Annotated in this window: 9 protein-coding genes and 1 pseudogene; 8 read left to right on the top strand and 2 right to left on the bottom strand. The window is 54.3% G+C overall.

Going from position 1 to position 23320, the window contains the following annotated elements; all coding sequences use genetic code 11:
• The first annotated feature begins 575 nt into the window (after positions 1 to 575).
• Positions 576 to 4550, top strand: a complete 3975-nt coding sequence (locus tag IEN85_RS11065; RefSeq protein ID WP_191617149.1) for a TonB-dependent receptor plug domain-containing protein — start codon at positions 576 to 578, stop codon at positions 4548 to 4550.
• A 247-nt stretch (positions 4551 to 4797) separates the two neighbouring features.
• Here IEN85_RS11065 and IEN85_RS11060 read toward each other — a convergent pair whose 3' ends face one another.
• Positions 4798 to 5841, bottom strand: coding sequence for a LacI family DNA-binding transcriptional regulator (locus IEN85_RS11060; protein WP_318186609.1), 1044 nt, complete (start codon positions 5839 to 5841; stop codon positions 4798 to 4800).
• 650 nt (positions 5842 to 6491) lie between these two features.
• Here IEN85_RS11060 and IEN85_RS11050 point away from each other — a divergent pair.
• Positions 6492 to 8588, top strand: coding sequence for a BNR repeat-containing protein (locus IEN85_RS11050; RefSeq protein WP_191617146.1), 2097 nt, complete (start codon positions 6492 to 6494; stop codon positions 8586 to 8588).
• An 85-nt stretch (positions 8589 to 8673) separates the two neighbouring features.
• Here IEN85_RS11050 and IEN85_RS11045 read toward each other — a convergent pair whose 3' ends face one another.
• Complete coding sequence (locus tag IEN85_RS11045; RefSeq protein WP_191617145.1) at positions 8674 to 10596, bottom strand: beta-galactosidase; 1923 nt, start codon at positions 10594 to 10596, stop codon at positions 8674 to 8676.
• Between the two features lie 72 nt (positions 10597 to 10668).
• Between IEN85_RS11045 and IEN85_RS11040 the strand changes: the two genes are divergently transcribed.
• The 6 genes and pseudogenes from IEN85_RS11040 to IEN85_RS11015 all read left to right on the top strand — a co-directional run bounded on the left by IEN85_RS11040 (position 10669) and on the right by IEN85_RS11015 (position 23296).
• Positions 10669 to 11547, top strand: coding sequence for a helix-turn-helix domain-containing protein (locus IEN85_RS11040; protein WP_191617144.1), 879 nt, complete (start codon positions 10669 to 10671; stop codon positions 11545 to 11547).
• Between the two features lie 235 nt (positions 11548 to 11782).
• The gene (locus tag IEN85_RS11035; RefSeq protein WP_191617143.1) at positions 11783 to 13786 is read left to right on the top strand and encodes a fructose-bisphosphatase class III; all 2004 of its coding nucleotides are present in this window, start codon (positions 11783 to 11785) and stop codon (positions 13784 to 13786) included.
• Positions 13787 to 13926: 140 nt separating this feature from the next.
• Positions 13927 to 15675: a sodium:solute symporter family transporter gene (locus tag IEN85_RS11030; RefSeq protein ID WP_191617142.1), complete on the top strand. Its 1749-nt coding sequence runs from the start codon at positions 13927 to 13929 to the stop codon at positions 15673 to 15675.
• 241 nt (positions 15676 to 15916) lie between these two features.
• Entirely contained in the window at positions 15917 to 18655 is a 2739-nt protein-coding gene (locus IEN85_RS11025; RefSeq protein WP_191617141.1) for an alpha-L-rhamnosidase, read from the top strand.
• A 25-nt stretch (positions 18656 to 18680) separates the two neighbouring features.
• Positions 18681 to 18899, top strand: a pseudogene (locus tag IEN85_RS11020) (sulfatase-like hydrolase/transferase); the annotation flags it as partial.
• A gap of 920 nt (positions 18900 to 19819) precedes the next feature.
• Positions 19820 to 23296 carry a TonB-dependent receptor plug domain-containing protein gene (locus IEN85_RS11015; RefSeq protein WP_191617139.1) on the top strand — a complete coding sequence of 1159 codons (3477 nt, stop codon included), beginning with the start codon at positions 19820 to 19822 and terminating at the stop codon, positions 23294 to 23296.
• The last annotated feature ends 24 nt before the right edge of the window (positions 23297 to 23320 follow it).

The raw sequence follows: 23320 nt of genomic DNA, 5'->3' as shown, positions 1-23320 counted from the left end.
AAAATCCTAGCGCGCCAGTCGCAGCTAGCCTTTTCTGTAAATCGCCAGATCGCTCAAAACCAGCCGCTCGCCAGCGAAATCGGCCAAATCGGCCCCGACCACAACTGACTTCCTCCCAAAAAAGTTGCTGCAGACAATCCGCACACGAGGCGCAGGTTTCGCTGTCGCCTCGAGCATGGAACATTTAGCGAAAAATTCGCTACTCGATACGCATTTATACAAATCAGTCCGCCTGCTCACAACAAATTTGCTCAAATCAAGTATCGTACATTTGTAGTATTTTCTAGGCGATTTCTGTCAATTTTCCGACTTCTTAGGCTCATTTCATTCCAAGTTCGTCGATTCTTCATATGAATCGATTGGGTAGCCGTTGTCTGCGCGAGTCGATCGTTGCGTTATGGATTTGTCCGGAGGGCATCGCTCAAACGAGTGCTTTTCGGCAACTACTACGTTACCCCGTTAATCTGCAAGTACCCCAAACCAGAAGCGCGAAGCAACATTGCACCTCGCTTCGCGATTCCAGGGTCTTCGGTTAACCTGCGGGTGGCGCAACCCATAGCAAACTGCAGAATAACATGAATAAGATCCCGAAAAGTGGCTGGTTGGCGATAACGCTGGCAGCAACGACCCCCTGGGCCTCCCTTCAGGCCCAGAACTCAGGAGAGACAGACGATGAAGAAATCTTCGAACTCTCGCCTTTCACCGTCTCCTCCGACGGCGACGACGGTTACCGCGCCCAGTCGACCACCGCAGGAAGTCGACTGAACACGCAACTCAAGGACGTCGCTGCTTCGGTCGAGGTTCTGACAGACGCCTTTCTCGACGACCTAGGAGCTACCGATCTCGACGGTGCCTTGTCGATGCTCGCTGGTGTCGAAACCGACCTTACAAACGATACGCAAAGCATCTCCAATCCTGGAGGAGGTGGTTACATCGGCGGCGACTTCTCCGACCCGAATTCCCGTGAAAGCTCCGTGCGTATTCGCGGTCTTGGCCGTGCGACGAATTCGGCCAATTACCTGAAGGTGAGAGGGCCAATGGACCGCTACAATATGCAGCGTACGGAGTTTCTGAGAGGTCCGAACTCACTTCTCTTCGGTCTCGGACGCCCCGCTGGCGTCGTGAACTATACGACCAAGAAGGCTCACCTGAGCCGTGATATCAATAATATCAACTTCCGTCTCGACAATTTCGGTTCTCGCCGCGTGCAGGTCGACTTCAGCCGCGTTCTGATCGAGGACAAGCTAGCGGCCCGTTTCGCGGGTGTCGTTTCAGACACGAAGTACATGGCAAAGACCGCTGAGAATCTCGATCGCAAAGCGTTTTTGACATTCCGATACAAGCCGTTCGAGAAGACCACGATCGACGCCTACATCGAACGCACTTCTGCGATTGGCCGCCGTCCGAACTACCGCCTGCCGCAGGACAATGTCAGCGATTGGCTACAAGCTTGGAACAACGCAGGCACTCGCCTGGCCGAGCTACAGGCGGAAGACCCGGATCGTTATGGTGACATGAGCCTTGACGAGTTCCGCGAGCGCAACTTCATCTGGGACGCTTCCTGGCCAGGTACTTCCAACGGACGCCCTGTCCCTACAGGCGACTACGTCTTCGACGAGAGAGTCAGGGTGGACGCGGACGGTAATCCACTAGAGTTCGAAGCTCAATGGATTCGGCACATGGACGGTCGTGAGCGAGCAGTCACCGGTTACTACTCCGGTGATGCAACTTACTCCGGTGGTGACTGGTCCATCCCTTACAGCCCTGCTGGAGATGGCCTGACAACCCTTTACGGTAACATTCGCGTCAACGGCGGTCAGCCGCAAAACGGAAACGGACGTAACGCGTACCCGCGCTCTCGCGTACGTTTTGCTCGCAGTTCGCATGCGTTCGACAACCGTGACGGTAACGCCTACGCCGACCCTCAGGTACTCGACGAGAGCATCTTCCCGATCTACGATCAAGAGCTCAGCACCCTGCCCGGAAACTTCCAAGAGGTAAAAAGCCAGAAGTTTGGCTTCAACTGGGAGCAAAAGGTAAACGAGGATCTGTACCTTTCTCTTTCGTATCTGAAAGAAGACTACGAGCGTAACCAAAACTTCGGTCCACTAGCTCAGTCTCAAGCGATCTCCATCGACGTAAACCGCTACCTCCCAGGCGCGATTCAGGACCCTGGTCTCTTCTTCGGAGCCCCGCAGGTTAAAAACCTTCTTAGTCCCGAAGGCGATGTGATTGCATTCCCTGGCGGTTCGAGTGTCGACCCGACTATCGATGAAGCCGTTTTCCAGGCTCAGACGATCATCGATCACATCAACAACGGTGGTTCGCTTACTATTCGGAGAGCAGGCAACAAGACCCGTCTCCCAGCCGAGGGTGAGCTTGAAGAGATCGCTGCCAACAACGCGCTCTTCCTTGAGCAGGTTGCCAATCGTGAACAGAACCCGAACTTCCTTCGCCCCTTCTTCCATGGTCGCCACATCAGCGGCTACGAGGACTTCCAGTCCGAGGCGGCACTGTTCCAAGCGAACTACGATCTCGACTTCAGAGACCGCTCGGATCGACTCGGTTTCCTCGGCTTGCATCGTATCACTCTTTTCGGATCCGCTTCTAGAGACGACGCGCTCACTTACCGTGCGAGCGATGTTGCCACCTACAACGAAGATATTTTGAGAACCGGTCCAAATGACCAGCACTCCTCTAACCGTTGGTTCTGGCCAATCTTCTACGTGGGCGATCCCGTGCAGGTCGGAGATACTACTTTGAACTTCACTGGAGCTCCAGACAGCACCCGTCCTCACCTCAACAACCGTATTGGTCACTACTACTACGACACGACCGGCAACGACGACCGCGGTCGCTGGACGGTGAATGAAGAGGGTCTCGAGATCGCTCCGGGCATCATCGGTGGCACGCTCGCTTTCAACGGCCTGGACCAGACTGGCTACGGTACGTCCCTGCAAAGTTACCTCGACCTGCCGTTTGATACTAGGCTCGTAACCACTGTGGGCTGGCGCTCCGACGAAGTTGAGACCGTGATTTACGATCGCTTCCCAGACCCAACTCCTGCATGGGACCGCATTAGCGACGGTGATGAGCGATCCGACTGGGATACTTCCGTAAACACCTCGGACCTCGTGCAAAAGGAGGAACTTATGACCGGCAGTGTCGTTTTCCACGCCACGCCCTGGTTGCGCTTCTTCTACAACGATTCGGAGAACTTCGACCTGTCCACCGTTAACTTTGACGGCTTCGGTCGACGCATTCCTTCCCAAGGCGGTGAAACGACCGAGTACGGCTTCGGTATGACGCTCTTCGAGAACAAGCTCGACCTGAAGTTCAACGTCTTCGAGTCGGCACAGGTCAACGCCCGTCAAGGCAACGGTCTTGTCTGGTCCCGCATGGTCAGCTTCGAACGCTTCGTACACGACACCCTCAAAGCTCTTGACCAACGTTTCATCGAGAACGGTGAAAATACTCCGTACACGATCGAAGACTGGGAGCGTGTGGCCGGCATCGACGCAAACGGCAATCTCATTGTTGAGAGCGGTTTCTCCCGCATTCCAGATATTGATGAAGAGACCGGAGAGCAGATCATTAACGACAACGGAGTGCCTCAGTGGACCTACGACGACGACGCTCAGAGATGGGACCGTCCCGAGGATTCCAACACCACCTTCGACTCGGTATCCAAAGGCTGGGAGTTGAGCGGTACTTGGAACCCGACCAAAAACCTGCGTCTGCGCGGCAGCGTTTCCCGTCTCGAAAATGCGATCTCGAACGTTCACTCTCAAACGCTCGAATACGTAGCTCTGCGTGGCGAATACTGGAATCAATTCATCAGCCAAGGGTACCACTCTAATGGCCACAATGACGCGACTCAGTACTTCGCGCGACCAGGATCAATCGCTGCTGACAACGGAGATCTCCCAGTTTGGGACACAGCCGATGACGCCGATGGCCCTCTTCCAGACAACGCCTTCCTCGTCGACACCCTTGGTGGCCGCGCTCCGGACTCGAACCTCTTGACCGCTCGCTTCTACCAAACCGTTGGTGACGATATTCTCGAGGCGCTCGCCGTGCAAGGTGTAGCTAGCCACGGTATCTCCGAGTACAACGCTCGTATCACAGCGAACTACAGCTTCCGCGACGGATTCATGAAGGGCTTCTCCTTTGGCACCAACCTCCGTTGGGAAAGCGGAAAGGCCTTGGGCTACGTCTCGATTCCCGTCGAACTGGACGAACTGCCATTCAACTTCCCGAACCCAGACACCAATGGGAACGGCCAGATCGATGGAGAAGAATTCCAACCAGTCCGCCGCGACGTGAACAATCCTTATGAGGGCGATTCTCACGTAACGGGCGGTCTCATGGTCAACTACAAGGGTAAGTTGCACGGCGACAAGATCGACTGGCGCGTCCAGTTGAATGTGGATAACGTGTTCAAGCAGGGCGACGACCTGCGCATCATCCGCGTCAACGCGGATGGCAGCCCGGTCTTCGGTCTAAATCAACCAACGACCTTCCGCTTGACCAATTCCTTCAGCTTCTAGTCAAGAATCTTAGCTACCACCCCATAAGCTTGGCCCCCGTCTCTCAGGAGTCGGGGGCTTTTTGTTGATCATACCAAGCAAACAACCAAGCAGACTGCCGAGCGTCGTATCCAAATTTCACTACAATTTCTCACGACTAAGAGACTCTTTTCGCGAGAGATTTACCGCCCATTAGGGGAACTTTTTTCACGTAACACCCGACCTAACTTGCGACCGTTCTCGTAGCCGGCTTACAACTACGGCGATTTTACCCTTTTCGAGGAGCGGTCGCGCCATCGACCCAGACACCTTCTACTAGGGTACGCAAAGGCGCAGCAGGGATGCCGTACTCAAAATGGTTGAGCAAGGAATCGACGACACTGGCTGCGGACTTACCAATAAGTTCTCCCCGTTGCGAAACACCTGCGATCGATCCGTCCAAATCCATCAAGTTCAATTCCGCGAACGCAAAGTCTTTCCCCAAAACCAACCCTTTGTTTTTCGCCCATTCCTTAACGTTCTTGCTGCAATCCCCGCTTGATATCAGAGCGTCGGGCTTCCACTTGTTGAACCACTTTTCAAATGCGGTGCTGTCGAAATCCTCATACAAGTGCGGAGCTACGAAACCTTTGCCTTTGAGCGTCGGATTGAGGCTCAAAAAGCCTCCGGTGAAGGAGCCAGCAACTCGTCTGTCGACCCAGCTGTTCATCACCATGCCAATCTTCTGGTAGCCCAAGTTCTGCAAGCTTCGATACGCCAAGCGAATGGTGCGGTGCTGATGGTTCGACACGAGGTGCAACTCCGGTTTCCAGAGGGTGTAGCCAAGCGTGACCGCTGCAAAATCGGAAAAGTCCAAGTCGATCGTCGTGTGGAATTCCGCCTGTGGCGCGAAAATGAGACCACGTATGCCCCGGGCAAGTAGGATTTGACGAAAACGCTGCGATGAGACTTCCGGATCTCCGAGCCAAAAGTCGTAGAGCTGATACCCCATTTTCCTGGCTTGTTCCTCGGCCCCTTTGCGATAGTCGCGAATCATCCGCATGTCCTTCCATCCGTCCTTCGTAGGGAAATTGGTCACCCAAGCCATGCCGGCCACAATCTTGTCCGCCTTGGATTGCGTGCGATAAAGCGACAAGGCAAACAGGTTGGGATCAGGTACGTAGCCCAGTTCCTCTGCCTTCTTCTTGATCGCTTCCCTCGTCTTTTTCGCAACCCGCGTATCTCCCTTGAGGGCGATAGACACAGTTGATTGGCTCAAGCCCAAAGCACGGGCGATTTCAGCTTGATTGACGCGTGAATTAGCGGGTTCCACATCGGTAGCTTTGATCGGAAGCTTCCTGCGTCAAGCTTTCGCGCCAAGAGATCCCTCTGCCTAGCGAAAGATTTCGATACTGATGGAATTCATGGAAGCCCAACACACCATCTCGTTGGATTGTACCGACCCCCTCTACCAGCCCCCAACCCCGAAGCTGCATTGAATCGAGATTACCTGAAAATCATCGCCAAAATCGTCTTCATGGCGGTTGTAAGTTTCCCGCTCCAAGCCGAGAAAAAACCAAATTTTCTCATCACCACCGTTAACTACTTGAATGACTGGATCGGTCCGCTCGGAGGTCATCCTCAAACCTTGCCCCCAAATTTCGACCGGCTCGCATCACGCGGGGCCACCATTACCAACGCCCACTGCAGCATTCCTATCTGCTCGGCTTCGCGAAGTTCCTTCATGAGCGGACTCAAACCGGAAAAGACCGGTGTCTTTACAAATGGGAACTCATTTTCGACATATCTCCGAGAGTGCAGGCCCAGCCCGAATACCTTGCCTACCAGGGCTACCAAACCTACGGAGCAGGAAAGCTTTTTCACGGACCGAGGCAGGAATCCTAACCTGCCCAAAAGAACCACCATCGTTCCCTCGGAGCTCGAGCAAAACGGCAATTCTTATTTACGAACCTTTGGATTCTCATGAAGCGCGCCCAACAAACTGCCCTCGCTATCGTAGCCCTTGCCAGTACCCACATTACCAATACAAACGGAATCGAGGTCTTCGAGCTGTCGAATAGCCTTGTCGACGATAAGGCTCTGACCTTTCCAGCTGACGCAACTCCGTCGCCTTACGGGCCAACCAAATTCGGAACCCACATCAACGGCAAGACGCACCAACAGTGGCCCATCCAAACCTTCAAAGGCTACCAGTACGCGACCTACTACGATCACAACCGCAACCTTTGCGTCGCTCGCCGTAAGCTGCCCAACAGCAAATGGGATGTCATCCGATTCACCGACTACAAGATCGAGAACAATGACAGCCACAACGTCACTGTAATCGGCATAGCAGAAGGCGACGGTTCCATCCACTTGGCCTACGATCACCACAAGTCCGAGCTCAACTATCGCTTCACCGCTCCCGGCGTCGCCACCAACCCGGAATCCGTGACGTGGGACGCGAGCCTCTTCAGCAAAAACCTTAGCCGACTCGGGCCTATCACCAGCATCGAGGCCAAAGACGACACCATCATCGATTTCACCTATCCGCGCTTCCTTCCGACCCCCAGCGGCAACCTCCTTCTCTATTTCCGCTACGTCACCTCAGGTAACGGCGACAGCTACCTCTTCGAATACGACGCAAGCACTCACGACTGGCGGGAAGCTCTGGGCAAGTTTATCGCCCGCGACAAAGGCACCTATACCTTCGACCGAAACGGCGACGGTCAAATCGCTTCTGACCGCAGCGAGACCAGCCCCTACCGCTACGCCTATATAAATGCCATCAGCTACGCGGGCAATCGCTTGCATGTCACCTGGCTCTGGCGAGACGTGTTTACCGGCACCTCGCTAGACGGCAACCACGACCTATGCTACGCCTACAGCGACGACGATGGAAAAACGTGGTACAACAACGAGGGGCAGCTCGTCTCCATCACGGGAACAGACGCCAAGGAAACGCTCATCACCATCGATACTCCCGACATCACCGTCATCCCCATACTTCCACTACGCAACGCGATCAATCAATGCACCCACTACGCTTTTCCCGACGGCACAATCCACGTAATGCTCCGGCACTACACAGAAGGGACGACCACCACGCGCTACCATCACTACTGGAGAGACAATGCAGGAGACTGGCAAACCCAGGTGCTCGACTTCTCCGGTAGCCGTCCTTCGCTAATCGGAGATTCACAGAAAAACCTCTACCTAGTCTACACGGCGGGAGGACGCACCCGTATCGCTCATGGCAAACCAAATGCAGAGAAAACCGCTTGGGAATGGAACAGCATCTTCACCCAAAACGAATTCACCGATGGTGGCGACGGCGTCATCGACCTCAGCCGTTGGCATTCCCAAGGAATCCTCTCCACCTATGCGCAGGAGCTGAAACCCACGGCTGAGGAAACGCCCACACCATTGCGCGTCATCGACTACAAATTTGCCGATGGACCGTTTATCGAAGGTTCTCTCAACCCTGCCACAAAGCAATTCGAAATCTCCTGGTTGGCCAACGACCAGATACTGCAAAGACAAAGCGGGTCCCTCGCGCCAGATGGCTGGGAAACGATACCAGACGGAACGCCAAATACTCTCTATCTCTCGCTAGAAGATGCCAATGTCCCCGCCTTTTATCGGCTATTCAGCCCTCCACAGCCAACCGTGTTCAAGCGATTCGACTGGTACGACGGAGAAGAGAACATGTTCACCAAAGACCTCGACGCAAGTATCACGGGAGGAATCTTAACTCTAACCATGAACTCCGACCGTCAGGATCCCTACATTCGCATGAACGACGGCTCCGTTAACGCGGACAACTACTTTCACATCCGAGTCCGAGCGCGTAACCAAACTTCAAGCACAAATTGGCTTCTATATTTTTCACCCGAAGGCGGCGGAGAAGCTGGCAACGGAGTTCAAATGAACCCCACTGCCAACGGCGACTGGCAAATCTTCGAAATCGACATGCGCTCCGATCCCGACTGGCAAGGACAGATAAACACGATCCGCATCGACTTCAGCAACAGAATTGAAGGCACAGTAGAGATCGATTACATCGAAATCTATCAGTAGGAGAACTCTGTTTAGCCACGAAAAGCCGGCCTTATACGGCCGGTACAGGATGCAATATTCTTCGCGCCTTTTTGTGGCAAAAATACTAACGCTTCAGCACCCGCATATCAGTAGCCCCAATCTCGACCTCTTCGCCAACCGCTTCCCCGCTCGCCGCATCCGCCCAGCCACTGCCGATTGACATAGCCTTCGCCTCGTCAGTCCAGTTCAGTAGAAAGAGTAGTCGATAGTCGTCACAAACTCGCTCGTAAACAGTCACACCTTCTACGCGATCGAATTCCTGCTCGATTCCTGCTTCCTCAGTGAGCCAACTGATAAGCGGCAACATTTCCGAAGTATCGAGGCGAACCCCCACATAAATCACTTGCCCCTTACCCACCCGATTCCGAGTGATCGCAGGGAGACCTTTACGCCAACCGTTTCCGTGCTTGGCGACGACTTCGGCGCCATCGATATTGATTTCATCGGCGGCCACGCTGGCCCTCAGGCCACTTAAACGAGTATCTACTTCACTCTCCAACACAAGTTCGAGTCCTTTTGTACCCACGAAGTCGCTACACCATATACCGGCAAGATCGCACAGCTTCCCGGGGCGCGGTTCCGCGAAGCATTTTCCCACTTCGTCCACAATACCAGAACCAGCCGTCAGGCAAAGCGTACCCCCCGCCTCCACGAAGGAACGTAGGTTATTCGCCACCGCATCGTCGATCAACCACAAGCGAGGAGCGATCACCAAGCGATACTTCGAAAGGTCAGCGCGAGGGTCCAAGCAATCCACCGAAGTCACGACCTTGGCCAGTGACTTATGTAAATCTACCGCTTCGTAAACAGGGTCGATTTCCTCTCCGTACACACTCGCCTTGACCGCCCAGCGCGACTCGTAGCTATAGGTCAAAGCAACCTTGGAATCAGGTTTCGTCGGCTCGATAACATCCGCCAATACTTCCAATTCAGCGCCCATCTTAGCGAATTCCTTGAAGAGACGGCCCTCGCGGTTACTGTGCGGCAACAAGCCGTCACCGAACTGCTCACACCCGTAACGGCACTGACGCCACCGGAAAAAGATCAAGGCGCTCGCTCCGTGGGCAATAGCCATCCAGGCCCAAAGCCTTGTCCAGCCCGTTGGCGAATCGATGGCTGCCAGGTGCGATTGCTGCTCCAGCACCCAAACCTCTCCCTTGTCTCCGCGCAGGCAATCTAGCGCCAGCTCCGGAGTGCGAGCCGGATAGTGATTCATCCCATTCACATCGATCTCGTTCGACAGCGCATGGTAATCAGTGTGATCCCAATACAGATTCTGAAAATTGGTCGTTACCGGCTTGTCCGGATCCGCCGCCTTCATCATCCGGTAACGCGACCGGCCGAAATCCACATTCAGCGAAGACAAAAAGCGACGATATTCCAGCTGGATATGAGGATTCTCAAAGGGTCGTGGCACGTCCTCGAACTCCTGAATCTGAAACGCCCAGAAATGCTCGCCCCATGCTTCGTTTAGAGCATTGGGGGATTTGTATTTTTCTTTCAGATACGCATGAAATTGGGACATGCTGTGATCACCATAGCAGTCGTTGTGACACCCAATTTCGTTGTCTATCTGCCAAGATATGATGTTTTCGTTGCCCGCGAAATAGTCGACCATCGCCTGATCGATTCGCAGCGCTTCACGCTGAAAAACAGGATGCGACATCGCGACCGCGTATCGCCCATCTTGATACCGTGTCACACCATTCTGATCCTTCGGTAAGATCTCCGGATGCTTTCGGTACAGCCATGGCGGCGGCGTACGCGAGCAAGTGCAGAGGATCGTCTTGATCCCTGCATCTCCCATCATAGCGATCGCCCTTTCCATCCAGGAAAAGTCGAATTCCCCGGGCGCAGGCTCGAAAGCGCTCCAGCTCAGGTCACCCATGCGGACGAACTTTACGCCCACTTCTTTCATCTTTGCAATATCTGCGGCCCACTGGCTCTCCGGCCAATGGCTAGGATAATACTGAACACCAAACTTCATAGCGTAATAGAATTAAAAGTGCGATTTTATCATCTTGCATCAGGCGAGTGAATACACAGGCTTACGCATAACATGGACAATATTTCGGAAATCACTGAAGCCTTCAAAAAAGAGGTCCGCCTTTTCCGCACTCCCCAGCGAGTACTGTCCTTGGCCCGCTCCCGACCTTTTACCGCTGATTTTCTGGTGACGGAGGTCGGCAATCAAAACAGCTCAGAACCGCATGAACGTAAAGGCACCCCCGCTGCCGGCCGCAATAGAATCCTTTTCGTGGCCGAGGGTAGCGGTTGGATGGAAAGCCGAGGACTCAAACGCGAACTGAAGGCGAAACAAGCCGCCCTAATCCCTAAGAGAACCAACTGCGTTTACTGGCCAAGTCCCAAGTCCTTCTGGAACCTTTACTGGATCGACTTCGAGAGTCGCGGAGCCGATGCCCTGCTTTCCTGGACCGCCTTCCACCCTAATAGTCCCATCCTCCACTGCGCGGCGAGCGAAAATCTCAAACGTCATTTCCGTGCAATACTCGGAGCCGTCGAACGTGGATACACCGAGCACACCACCTTGCAGCTCTCCTTGTCTCTGATCAAAATCCTGATCAGCCTCCATGAGAACCCTCTCGACATGGACAATTCTAGGTCCACTCACAGGATAGAAACTGCGATGAACAGCATGCGGGACGACCTTTCGAATCCGAGATCGCTCGAAACCTACGCCAAGCTTGCCGGCTACTCCGTCACCCAATTCAGCCAGCGATTTCGTCAGCACACCGGAACCAGTCCCATGAACTACCTGAACGAGCTGCGCATCCAGAGAGCCGGAGAGCTATTGAAATCCAGTGATCGCGCCATAAAAGACATCGCCCACGAACTCGGGTTCGAGGACCCGCTCTACTTCTCCCGCTGCTTTCGGAAATGCGTCGGCCTCTCTCCACGAGCTTACCGCGAACGATAGCCCTCCAGCGGAAGCGATCGCGCTAAACCCTCTCCCGAGTTGCGTATCGGTCTCTCCACTACATAGTACTCTAGGTTAACGAATGGATTGGATAACTATCACTTGTGCTCCATCTGTATCGAACCTAGTCTCGTTGCAGATCGAAGAGCGAGCTACCATCTGACGCTCAGCTTGCATTTTCGCTGAAAGCAAATTCCTAACACCTCATCCTTCGCCCCTCGCTCGTAGCCTCCTCATGAAAACCAATACCCTTTCCTTCAAACGTCCCGGAGCGGACCTTTCTTCCCTCGAGCTGCTCGCCTCGAAATTTCCCAATGTGGACGCGGCCATCGCAGAAATAGCTCGCCTATCCGCCGTGCAAACGCTGCCGCAAGGGGCCATCCACATCATCAGCGACATCCATGGCGAGGACAAGAAGCTGCAGCACATCATCAATAACGCCTCCGGAACCTTGCGCCCTCTGGTCGAGCAGTTGTTCGGCAACACGATGACATCGGAGAACCTGAGCGAGTTTCTCAAGCTAACCTTCTATCCGGCGGAAGTCACCGCCAAGCTGGAGAGGGAGCTCAACGATCAAACCGAAATCGCCGATTTCGCCCGCCGCGTGCTCGGCCCTCAGTTCGCCCTGTTGCGGCACCTGATGTCAAACTACAGTCTACGCCTGGCCACCGAGCTGCTGCCTGACGACTACAAGGACCTCCTCCTCGAAATCCTGCACGCTCCTTCCAACCAGGCCGGGAACGAATTTATCGAGGCCATCATCGTAGAGTTGCTGCGACAAGGGCGCCTACTCCACCTCATCCACATCATCGGCCGTCTGATTCGCAACCTAGCGGTCGACGAGCTCATCATTGGCGGCGATTGCTGGGATCGCGGCCCTCGCGGCGATCGCGTCGTCGACTACCTCCGCTTGCAGCCGAACGTATCCTTTATCTGGGGAAACCATGACGCCGTTTGGCTGGGAGCAGCCTTGGGCAACGAAGCCCTGATCTGCACCGCCCTACGCATCTCACTCCGTTATCGCCGGCTCAGTCAGCTCGACGAAGGCTACAGCGTTCCACTGACTCCTCTGGAGCACCTAGCTCACACCGTGTACGGAAACGATCCTGCCAAGCACTTCATGCCCAAGGGTTCCGGCATGAGACCTATCGAACTGGTCGCCCGCATGCAGAAGGCGATCGCCGTGATGCAGTTCAAGCTCGAGGGACAGATGATCGAACGCAATCCCCACTGGGACCTCGAGCACCGCCGACTCATGCACCGCATCGACTACGAAAAGGGAACCGTCGAAATCGACGGTGAAACCTACGAGCTGCGCGACAAGAACTTGCCGACGGTCAATCCGGAGCGTCCCTACGAACTGAGCGTCGAGGAGCAGGCTTGCCTGGACAGGCTGAAGCAGTCGTTCCTGCGCAGCCAGAAGCTCAGGGAACAAATGGAATTCATGGTCAACCACGGGTCGATGTACTTGAAACGTGGATGTTGCCTGATCTTTCACGGCTGCGTGCCCACTAGCCCCAGCGGCGAATTCCTTTCTTTCGAAGTCGACGGAGAGCCGCTTTCGGGCAAGGAACTTTTCGAAGGAATCGAAATGGTCGTGCGACGCAGCATCGAACGAGCGGAACCTAACGACGTCGACTTTCTCTGGTATCTCTGGTGTGGCCCTCTCTCGCCCCTCTTCGGCAAGGAGCGAATCGCTACCTTCGAACGCGACTTCATCGCCGACAAGAAACCTCATGCCGAAAAGAAGGATCCCTACTTCGACCTCATTCACGAGGCCGCGTTCTGCGACAAAGTCTTGCAGGAGTTCGAGGCAGATACCGAGGAGGGCCTCATCGTAAACGGACACGTCCCGGTTAAACTGGAACAAGGCGAGTCTCCCATGAAGCGCAGCGGCAAAGCCATCACCATCGACGGAGCCTTCTCCGAAGCTTACGGGGATTATGGATACACCTTGGTTTTGGAGCCGAGTCGCATCGTGTTGGCTGAACACCACCACTTCGATTCGGTCGAATCGGCGATTAAGGATGGCGTCGATATCGTCCCCAAGACCCAGGATATCCGTGTATTCAAACAAATTAGACGCACCGCTGACAATGAACGAGGTCAGCGCATTCGCTATCGGATCGCTGACTTGGAGAGACTTGTAGATGCCTACCGCAACAACCGACTGCTGGAAAACGGAAGCGACCCTTCCCTGCTTTCCTTTTTCCAAGGCATCTCTCGCACCCAAAGGTAGCGAGCTCCCGGATCTCGCCTCACGGGCGAATCGGAATCGAAGACTCTATCTGTATTGATTCGAGGCCAATTGATACTGGGCCAAGTATCCTGCGAATATGGCGGTTTAAGGACTGCAGTCCTCTCTCCCAGCCCCGTCAAATGACTATCTACGACTACATCGTCATCGCAGCCTACTTCGGCCTGCTCCTATCAGTAGGTTACCTCACCTCGAAATTCGTGTCCAACACGAGCGACTACTTCCGCGGCGGCGGCAACATGATGTGGTGGCTCGTCGGAGCCTCGGCCTTCATGGTCCAGTTCAGCGCCTGGACCTTCACCGGGGCCGCCTCCAAGGCCTATAACGACGGCTGGGGAGTGCTCACCATCTACCTCGGCAACGCCCTCGGCTTCACCGTCAACTACTTCTATTTCGCCGCCCGCTCCCGCCAGATGCGAGCCATCACTACCGTCGAAGCCGTGCGGGAGCGTTTCGACAAGTTCAGCCAGCAATTCTATACTTGGTTCAGCATTCCTCTCGGGATTCTCGGAGGAGCTGGTTGGCTGTTCGGGCTCTGCCTCTTCATTTCCGTTTCCTTCGAACTTCCTCTCGAAACTGCGATCGTTATCACTGGCGTCGTCGTAATCACTTCCACCCTTTTGGGAGGCTCTTGGGCCTCGTCTTCAAACGACTTCGTTCAACTGCTGGTGATGGTGCCCGTAACCATCGTAGCCGCTATCTTCGCCATGAGCGCCGTCGGCGGTCCCAGCGAGTTCGTAGCTAAAATGCCGGAGGGCCATCTCGACCTTTCCGCTCCCTTCACCTATGGATTGCTAGCCTTTTGGATGCTTTCGAACATCGCCCGACAGCTCGTCAACTGCAACAACCTCATCGAATCCGGACGCTACCTCGCGGTCAAGAACTCGGACCATGCTCGCAAGGCAGCCGGCCTGGCAGCTATCCTTTCATACATCGGTCCGGTCATCTGGTTTATACCGCCTTTGGCAGCAGCTATCCTGTATCCAGATATTGGAGCGATCATTCCGGAATTGAACAACCCTGCGGAGGCCGCCTACATCGTCGTTGCACTGGAGTACCTGCCTATGGGCATGATGGGGCTGATGATCTGCGCTATGCTCGGAGCCACTGTCTCTTGCATGGACACCGGCTTAAACCGGAACGCCGGCATCTTCGTCAGAAACTTCTACCTTCCAGTGCTTCGCCCCAACGCCAGCGAAAAGGAACTCATGCTCACCAGCCGCATCACCACGGTATTCCTTGGCGGCTTGATCATCAGCTTGGCCCTGTTCTTCACCGAGCTGAAGCAATTCGGACTTTTCAAACTCGTACAATGGACAGGTTCCATGCTCGCGGTGCCCATGACGATCCCGCTCGCCCTGGTGATCTTCACCAAAAAAGCCCCTTCATGGGCTGCGTGGTCTACCACCATGGTAGGCTTCATGACCTCGTTGACTGTTTTCTACTTTTTCAACACCGACTGGCTTGCGGGACAACTGGGTAGAGAACTGACTCGAGCCGAAGTTGAAACCTGGATACCGAGCATTGGCCTCTTCGCCAACCTAGCAACTTGCAGCTCCTGGTTTTTCTTCACGATGCTGTTCTACAAGCGCATGTCGGAGAAGCGACGCAAAGAGATCGAATCCTTCAACGTTCGCATGCGCACCCCCATCTCCGAAGAAGAGTGCGAAGGAGCCAAGACAGACTACAAGCAAGCTGGCATGATGGGCGGCGTCGCCATGAGCTTCGGAGCGTTCATCCTTCTGCTTACCGCAATCCCCAACCCGATCGAGGGACGATTCGCCTTCCTATTCTGCGGCGGACTCGTCTTCACAATCGGTGTTCTCTTACGTCGCACCTACAAGCGCCAGAAGGCCGCCGCCGGAGCCTAAGCTCGCCCTGTCTAGCATTGTTCCCCGCAAGCGGCGGGCAATACACCCGCCGTGATTCAATATGTATGGATTTGATCCAATAGACAGCCGAACGAAGCTTCATCATTCTTCGTAGCCTATACTCCAAGGAGCATGCCGGCTCCTCCGCCCTCCTTCCCCAATAGGCAAGCACATTCCCCGGCAAGGCCTAGACCAATCGTCGCGCCTCTTCCATGACATGCCTCACGCCCCGGTACTGCTGATGTCACCAAAATTCAAAAACACCCCTGAAGCCAGCCGCAACTCAGCGCCATCCGTTACGAACCTTAGAGTAAACCTTCGCGAGAATCCAATCGGCATCTGCGCCCGCAAACCTCGACTTTCCTGGCGACAGGTCGACAAGCGCTACGGGGCTGCTCAGATGGCCTACCGAATCCAGGCCGCAACCAGCCCACACAACTTCGCCCAGCAAGACCTGCTTTGGGATACGGGTCGCATCGATACCGACGTCAGTTTGGATATCGCCTACGACGGCCCTCTTCTTTCATCGAGGGAGAGAGTCTATTGGCGCGTGGCGATCTGGGACGCGTGGGGAAAATTGAGCAAGTGGAGCAAAACTGCTTTCTTTGAGGCGGGGCTGCTTGAGCCGAGCGACTGGCAAGCGAAGTGGATCGGTCGACTCGACAAGGGCGATAAAGGCTCTGTACCCAGTCCGTACCTACGCAAAGAGTTCAGTCTACGCGACGAGCCTGTTCGCTCTGCACGTCTTTACGTGACTGCCCGTGGACTGTTCGAGGCAAGCATCAACGGAGCGAAGGTTTCCGAGGACCGATTCGCTCCCGGCTGGACCGAATACCGCAAGACGATTCCGTATCTTACTTACGACGTCAGCAAGCTCCTCAACAAAAATGTTAATGCGATCGGCGTTGTACTCGGCGACGGCTGGTACCGCGGCAATTTATTTTTTCCGCCGACCCGTGCTAACTACGGAGACCAGCTCAGCCTGCTTTGCCAATTGGAAATAGACTACGCCGACGGTAAACGGCAAGTCGTCAAAAGCGACGAAGAATGGGCGAGCTCCACCGGCCCTATACGGGCCTCCGATATCTATGACGGTGAAAGCTACGACGCTCGAAAAGAGATGCCCGGGTGGAACAAGCCCGACTTCCGCTCTTCGTCGTCATGGAAAGCAGCCCATACCTTTCCGCCACCAAACGCCGATATACTCCCCCGCAACGGCCCCCTCACTCGCTCCCAGGAAAACCTGAAGGCAATCTCTATCACCGCCCATTCCCGCGATCGCTACATTTTCGACTTCGGTCAAAACATGACCGGTGCAGTCGAACTCAAAATCAATGGCGAAGCCGGACAAAAGATCATCCTGCGTTTCGCAGAGATGCTCAAAAGCGATGGCACTCTCTACCTGGACAACTTAAGAAGCGCCAAAGCGACCGATCAGTACATCTGCAGCGGAGAGGCGGACGAGACGTACTTCCCCACCTTTACGTATCATGGATTCAGATACGTTCAAATCTCTGGATTAAAGACCAAGCCAACCAAAAATACGCTTACCGCCCACGTCCTCCATTGCGATATGGAGCGAACTGGCAACTTCGAGTGCTCGAACCCGCAACTCAATCAACTTCAGAGTAATATCCAATGGGGACAAAAAGGGAACTTCCTTGAACTGCCTACCGACTGCCCGCAGCGCGACGAGCGGCTTGGCTGGACAGGCGATGCACAGGTTTTTATCCCAACGGCAACTTTCAACTATGATGTATCCTCTTTTTTCGTACAGTGGATACAAACGCTAAACGACGGGCAAACAGGCGACGGAGCCTATCCCGACATCGCACCTGACGTATTCTCCCTGCGTCGCGATCTGAAGTTTGCAATCGACACGAATTCTCATCGACACGGAAACGCTGGCTGGGCGGACGCAGGCATCATCTGTCCATGGGAAATTTATCGGGCCTACGGCGACGCTACACTGCTGGAAGGCTATTACTCCCACATGGTAAGTTGGATCGACTACCAAGAAGGTACAAGCAATGGACTTATCCGCCCTGCGACTGCCTACGGAGACTGGCTCGCGGTGGACGCGATCCGTCCGGATTGGTCTTCCACCCCATGCGAGCTGGTCGGGACCGCCTACTTCGCCAGGACCACGGACATCATGATAAGAATCGCGAACCTGTTCGGCTACGAAGAGGATATCGAACGATTCACAAAGCTACGCAATGATATCAGAATCGCCTTTCGGAAAGAGTTTGTTTCTCCCAACGGACTACTCGTAGGGGATTCCCAAACGGCATACCTGCTCGCACTCGCATTCGACCTCCTCGAATCTCCGCAGCGCGAAAGGTCCCTCAAGCGCCTCGTTCAGCTAATCGAGCGTCGCGAAAACCATTTGTCCACCGGCTTTTTGGGACCCCCCCTTCTCTGCCCTGTCCTTTCCCGCTATGGACTGCACGACCTCGCCTATCGAATTCTTCTGCAAACGAGTTATCCGGGCTGGCTCTACCCTATCGAAAACGGAGCCACCACTATGTGGGAACGCTGGAACAGCTGGACAAAAGACTCCGGCTTCGGCGACGACGGCATGAATTCGTTTAACCATTACGCATACGGAGCTATCGGCGAGTGGCTCTATCGCGCTGTCGGCGGAATAGACCAGACGTCAAAAAGTATTGGATACAAGAAACTCCTTATACGCCCCCAAGCAGGGGGCGGTTTGCAGTGGGCCAAGACTTCTCTGCAAACTCCACAGGGCCTCGCCCGCTGCGAATGGTCGATCGAGGGAACGACATTCGAGCTCCTAGTGGAAATTCCTCCAAACGCTATCGCGGAGGTGCACGTTCCCGCCCGCAATAGCGACTCAATTGAATTCCTAAGCGAGCCCACTTGGGAACGCATTCACACAAAACCTTATACATACGGCCAACAGGCTGGAATTTACACCCTTCCAGCTGGCGTGTTTCGATTCAGGTCCCAGCGCTAGTCCACCCCGCGCTCTTTCCAATACAATGAAAAAGACCAAGTTCGTGATACCTCTGCTTGCAGTGATTTCTTGCTTGAGCTCCATTATCGCTGCGAAACAGCCAAACGTTGTCCTCATTATCAGCGACGACCAAACCTGGAGCGACTACGGATTCATGGGGCATCCCCATCTGGAGACGCCCAACTTGGACAAATTGTTCAGCGAGTCCTTGTTGTACGAGCGTGGATACGTCTCTGCTCCGGTGGGACAAGCTCATCTCATGGAAGTCGAGTGGAGCGAGAGAGGAGCTTTACAATCTGAAGCAGGACAAAAGTGACCGAGTGAATCTAGCCGATAAGTACCCATCCAAAGTCAAACAGCTGGACGAACCATTGAAAGAGTGGCTCCAATTCACAAACAAACCACTGCAATAATATCTTGTCACCCTTAGCGCTTTCCACCGAAAGTGCGGGGCTTTGTTACCCTTGGCAGCTACCGGAATGGTAGCTGCCATTTATGTAGTTGCAGTCCATTGCCGTCTTTTCTCAAGCGGCAAACGCAAAGTTACAAGTTTCTCTGTAGTAAAGACCTACAACCAAGTATTATGCGCTGCTGAAACTCATTCCTACATCCTAATACGCATTATTCAGCTGGAACTCCAGGGTGGATAATGGGATCTTTTACCAGCCCTAATAGACCGTTTCGAGCACCCCCGCTTCCCCTTCGAAAATGCGTCACGTGTCGGCCGATTGACAGGCCTCGGCTAACTACCGTCCACGGCACCTTTGTTATTAGACTACCCCAATTCAAAAATGATACCGCAGATAGCGATTTCTCAAACTAGCAGCTAAAGCCCCCCCTTTAGTTTTTCCATCGTTCGGCTCATTCGGACTTACCCACAGGGCTTTGTGAGTTTTCCAAAGCCTTTTTATAGAGCAGCAATCCCATTCGGTGAATGCGTCACGCTGCCCTAAGCCAACCTGTATCCTATATACATATACCGTAATCAAATAGCCTCAAAAATCCTTCAATGGAAACGTTCGATCGAAACGAGGCATACCGTACGGCTGTAATACCTACGATCCCTAGATCGAACTCGTAACAATATAAGCGAGAAAACAACCCCGTTTTCCAATCACAATATTCAGCAGCTTACACCTGCTCAACAAGCGAACTAGAAACACTATGAAACCTACCTACAAAAATACATTCCTAGCCCTGTCGCTAGCAACGGCCACACCCGCCGCATTCCTCTTCGCTCAAGAAGACGGCGAAGAGGATGAAAATGTCTTCACTCTCTCGCCCTTCCAGGTGGACGGATCCGCAGACGAAGGATACCGCGGCGCATCGACTACAGCCGGAAGCCGGTTGAATACTGAGCTTAAAAACGTATCAGCCTCTGTCACGGTTTTGACCGATGCGTTTATGGACGACCTCGGAGCAACTGACCTAACATCGGCCCTCGAGCTGGTAGCAGGCGCCGAGACAAATGAACTTTCGGAACAGACCTCTGAAACTGTGGCTGCTTTCGGTCAATACACGGGTGGTGACTTTGGCGACCCCACTGCTTCCGAAGCCTCCGTACGCGTGCGCGGACTCGGGCGGGCGGCAAAAACTCAAGGCTTCCACGAAGTATTCATCGGCGGTGATCGCTACAACGTCGAGCGAGCCGAGTTTCTTAGAGGCCCCAATTCTATTCTCTTTGGCCTCGGCACCCCTGCAGGCTTAATCAACTACACTGCCAAGAAAGCCCACACCAATAAAGAGATCAACAAGCTCGACATCGTCCTAGACAACTTTGGTACCTGGCGCACCGGCTTCGATTTCAACCGTTCCTTGATCGAAGACAAACTGGGATTCAGAATCGCCGCCAAATTCGGCGACCAGAAATACGACGTACAGCACGCACGGGAACGTGACAATCGCGTGTACTCGACATTTCAATACAAACCGAGCAAGAATACGACAATCAACGTGGCATACGAAGAGATTGATCGTTTCAGCCGCAAGCCAACCTACCGCCTAGTGCACGACAACGTTAGCGGCTGGCTTCCTCTGTATAACGACTTTTACTCCGATCAGGTCGCTAACGGGCTGAGCGGAGATGCCTTGGAAGAGGCCCTACTCGATGCCGGTTTTTGGTGGGACCCTACCGATCCCGCTAACACGAACGCAGCCTCCGTAAGAGCAGTCTCGGGCATTATAGATCCAACCTACGACATCGATGGCGTAGGCCACGGCAGGCCAGCCGGACAAGTCCGTCTGGGCGACGACTTGGACGGCAAAGACAATGCTCTCATCATATACCATGACGGAGCCTTTCCAGACCAGGAGCTGCACGGCGGCATCAACCTCTCGGGCACGCGCACTCCCACTGGCAGCCGCGGCCCCGCATCTGATCGCCGGACACTCATCCGCACTTCACATCCACTGGAGAACCGAACCAACGGCTTCCTAGATCCGCAGGTTACCGATCCCGGCATCTTTCCCTATCATGAATTCGACCTCGGAAGCCTGCCAGGCAACTACCGAGACGAAGAGAACAGCAAGCTGTCATTCAATATCGACCAAAAGATAAACGACAACTTCTACGTTTCGTTCTCCGGTCTGAAAGAAGACTACAGGATCGAAAACAACTTTCCCATCATATCTCAAACCCGAGCAATTCAGTTGGATAACAACCGCTATATGCTCTACCTTGATGAAAACGGTGACCGCGTTCCCAATCCAAATTTCATGCGTCCCTTCATCTACGGTCGCCCACTTGGTCTCTACCGCGAACAAGCGAGCGAATCCTACCAACTTCAGGCGAACTACGACTTCGATTTCGCAGAGAAGTTCGACCGTCTGTCTTGGCTTGGTAAACACCGTATCACAGGAGTAGCCAACTACCGCTGGTCCGAAAATTTCGAATACCGCTGGGAAACGCGCGCCCATAACTATATTCCAGATGTGATGGCTTCGGGTGTTCGGGCAGACCAGGAAGATGCCTTCAACGATGGAGGGCGCCGCATCTATAATATTTGGTACGTCGGCGATGCCGTTCAGCCGGGCGACACTTCGCTCAATATAAATGCAGTACCTTCCAATATCCTGACCGAGGAGGAAGACCTCTACTACAACTATATGACATCGACGCCAAATGTAATAGCGACCTCCCCCGTTCCGGTCGAACTTCGCCGCAACTCTATTGGCCGCGGAAACTGGAGAGAGCAAATAAACAAGGGCCTGAGCGGCTCCATTCAGAGCTTTTTCCTAAACGGTCGCGTCGTCACGCTCTTAGGAGCGAGAGAGGATTCGGTTTACCCGTACCTGCGCACCCGTCAGTCAGGCGACGCCTTCAACCAATCTGTCGGTCGGATAGACCCGGACGAATCTACGGGCGAGCGCGAACTCTTCGCTAACGATATCGAACGTTCCTACTACAATGCGCGCCCCGACGCCAATAACCCGCTCATCGACGTCGCTTCAGTTTCCAAAAGCGTAATCGTGCACGTCATACCGGACAAGCTCCGCATCTTCGCCAACCAGTCCGAAAACTTCGAAGTTTCCAACCCGCGTTCCGACAACTTCGGTCGCGTCATCCCTCCGCAGGGCGGCGAAACCGAGGAGTTCGGAATCGGAGCGAACCTGCTGGAAGGCAAGATGGATCTCCGTCTCTCCTTCTACGAGACTTCGCAGGTCAACGCGAACGGGCCCAATTGGCTTCCTTCCCAGGCGATACCCGGTATCGAAAACCGCATCTACAACGCACTTGAAGATGCTGGCCGCCTCTCCGAGTGGTGGACCTACGACGTCAACGGCCAGGTCACCACAAACCAATACGTTCGTCCCGACAACGTAAACGACACACAGGACTCAACTTCCGAAGGCTTCGAGTTTACCGGCACCTACAATCCGACCAAGAACCTGCGCTTGCTTTTTTCCGTCAGTCGTCTCGAAAACCAAGTCACTAACGTGTCACCTCGCGTCGAAGACTGGTTGTCCGACCGCATGGCCTTCTACGGTCCATTCTTCGCGGAAGGGCTTAACAACGATGGAACCAACAATCCGGACATCTTCGAGCGCGACGGCAACGGGAACTTAACAAACGAACTCGCTGATGAAACCATCGCTCGCTGGTTCGTTGATAGCGTGGTCGGTCGCTACGCGTCAGACCTCGCGAGAGAAGGTCGTCCCAATTTGGGAGTATCCGAGTACACCGGAAAATTCGTCGCAGACTACTCTTTTCGCGAAGGACGCTTGAAAGGCTTCTCCGTGGGAGCGAACGTCATCTTCGAGGATGGAAAAGTCATCGGGTCGAACCGAAAGGAAATTCCCGTCACCGATTTGGTGCCAGAATTCAGCGACGTGCCCGGCTTCAACGATCCCAACAACGTCGTAAACGCAAGCATAGGTGATCCGGACAATCCGCTATTCGGCGACTCCGTCCTCACCGCTGGAGTGAAATTTGGATACAGGACCAAAATCATGAACGATAGCGTCGATTGGAGAATCCAGCTCAACGCCTCGCGCTTGGTCGACACTTCCAATGAGGGCGGATTCCGAGTCACCGGGCTGAATCCGGATGCGGTAGACTCAAACGGCAACGCCCTCGACAGCAACCGCTATCGCCTCTCCGTGCCAACCACCTGGCGCTTGACAAGCACCTTTAGCTGGTAGGGCCGGTAGCGTTCTTCGCTATTC

It is taken from the genome of Pelagicoccus enzymogenes (assembly GCF_014803405.1).
GTDB classification, from domain to species: domain Bacteria; phylum Verrucomicrobiota; class Verrucomicrobiia; order Opitutales; family Opitutaceae; genus Pelagicoccus; species Pelagicoccus enzymogenes.
The sequence above is the reverse complement of the archived record's forward strand: the minus strand, read 5'-3'. Positions and strand labels throughout refer to the sequence as shown.

What these genes read in the sequence shown, in the direction of transcription:
- IEN85_RS11045 (WP_191617145.1), bottom strand. Translation starts at nt 10,596, where the DNA reads ATGAAGTTTGGTGTTCAGTATTATCCTAGCCATTGGCCGGAGAGCCAG.
- IEN85_RS11030 (WP_191617142.1), top strand. Translation starts at nt 13,927, where the DNA reads ATGACTATCTACGACTACATCGTCATCGCAGCCTACTTCGGCCTGCTC.
- IEN85_RS11065 (WP_191617149.1), top strand. Translation starts at nt 576, where the DNA reads ATGAATAAGATCCCGAAAAGTGGCTGGTTGGCGATAACGCTGGCAGCA.
- IEN85_RS11035 (WP_191617143.1), top strand. Translation starts at nt 11,783, where the DNA reads ATGAAAACCAATACCCTTTCCTTCAAACGTCCCGGAGCGGACCTTTCT.
- IEN85_RS11040 (WP_191617144.1), top strand. Translation starts at nt 10,669, where the DNA reads ATGGACAATATTTCGGAAATCACTGAAGCCTTCAAAAAAGAGGTCCGC.
- IEN85_RS11025 (WP_191617141.1), top strand. Translation starts at nt 15,917, where the DNA reads ATGTCACCAAAATTCAAAAACACCCCTGAAGCCAGCCGCAACTCAGCG.
- IEN85_RS11050 (WP_191617146.1), top strand. Translation starts at nt 6,492, where the DNA reads ATGAAGCGCGCCCAACAAACTGCCCTCGCTATCGTAGCCCTTGCCAGT.
- IEN85_RS11015 (WP_191617139.1), top strand. Translation starts at nt 19,820, where the DNA reads ATGAAACCTACCTACAAAAATACATTCCTAGCCCTGTCGCTAGCAACG.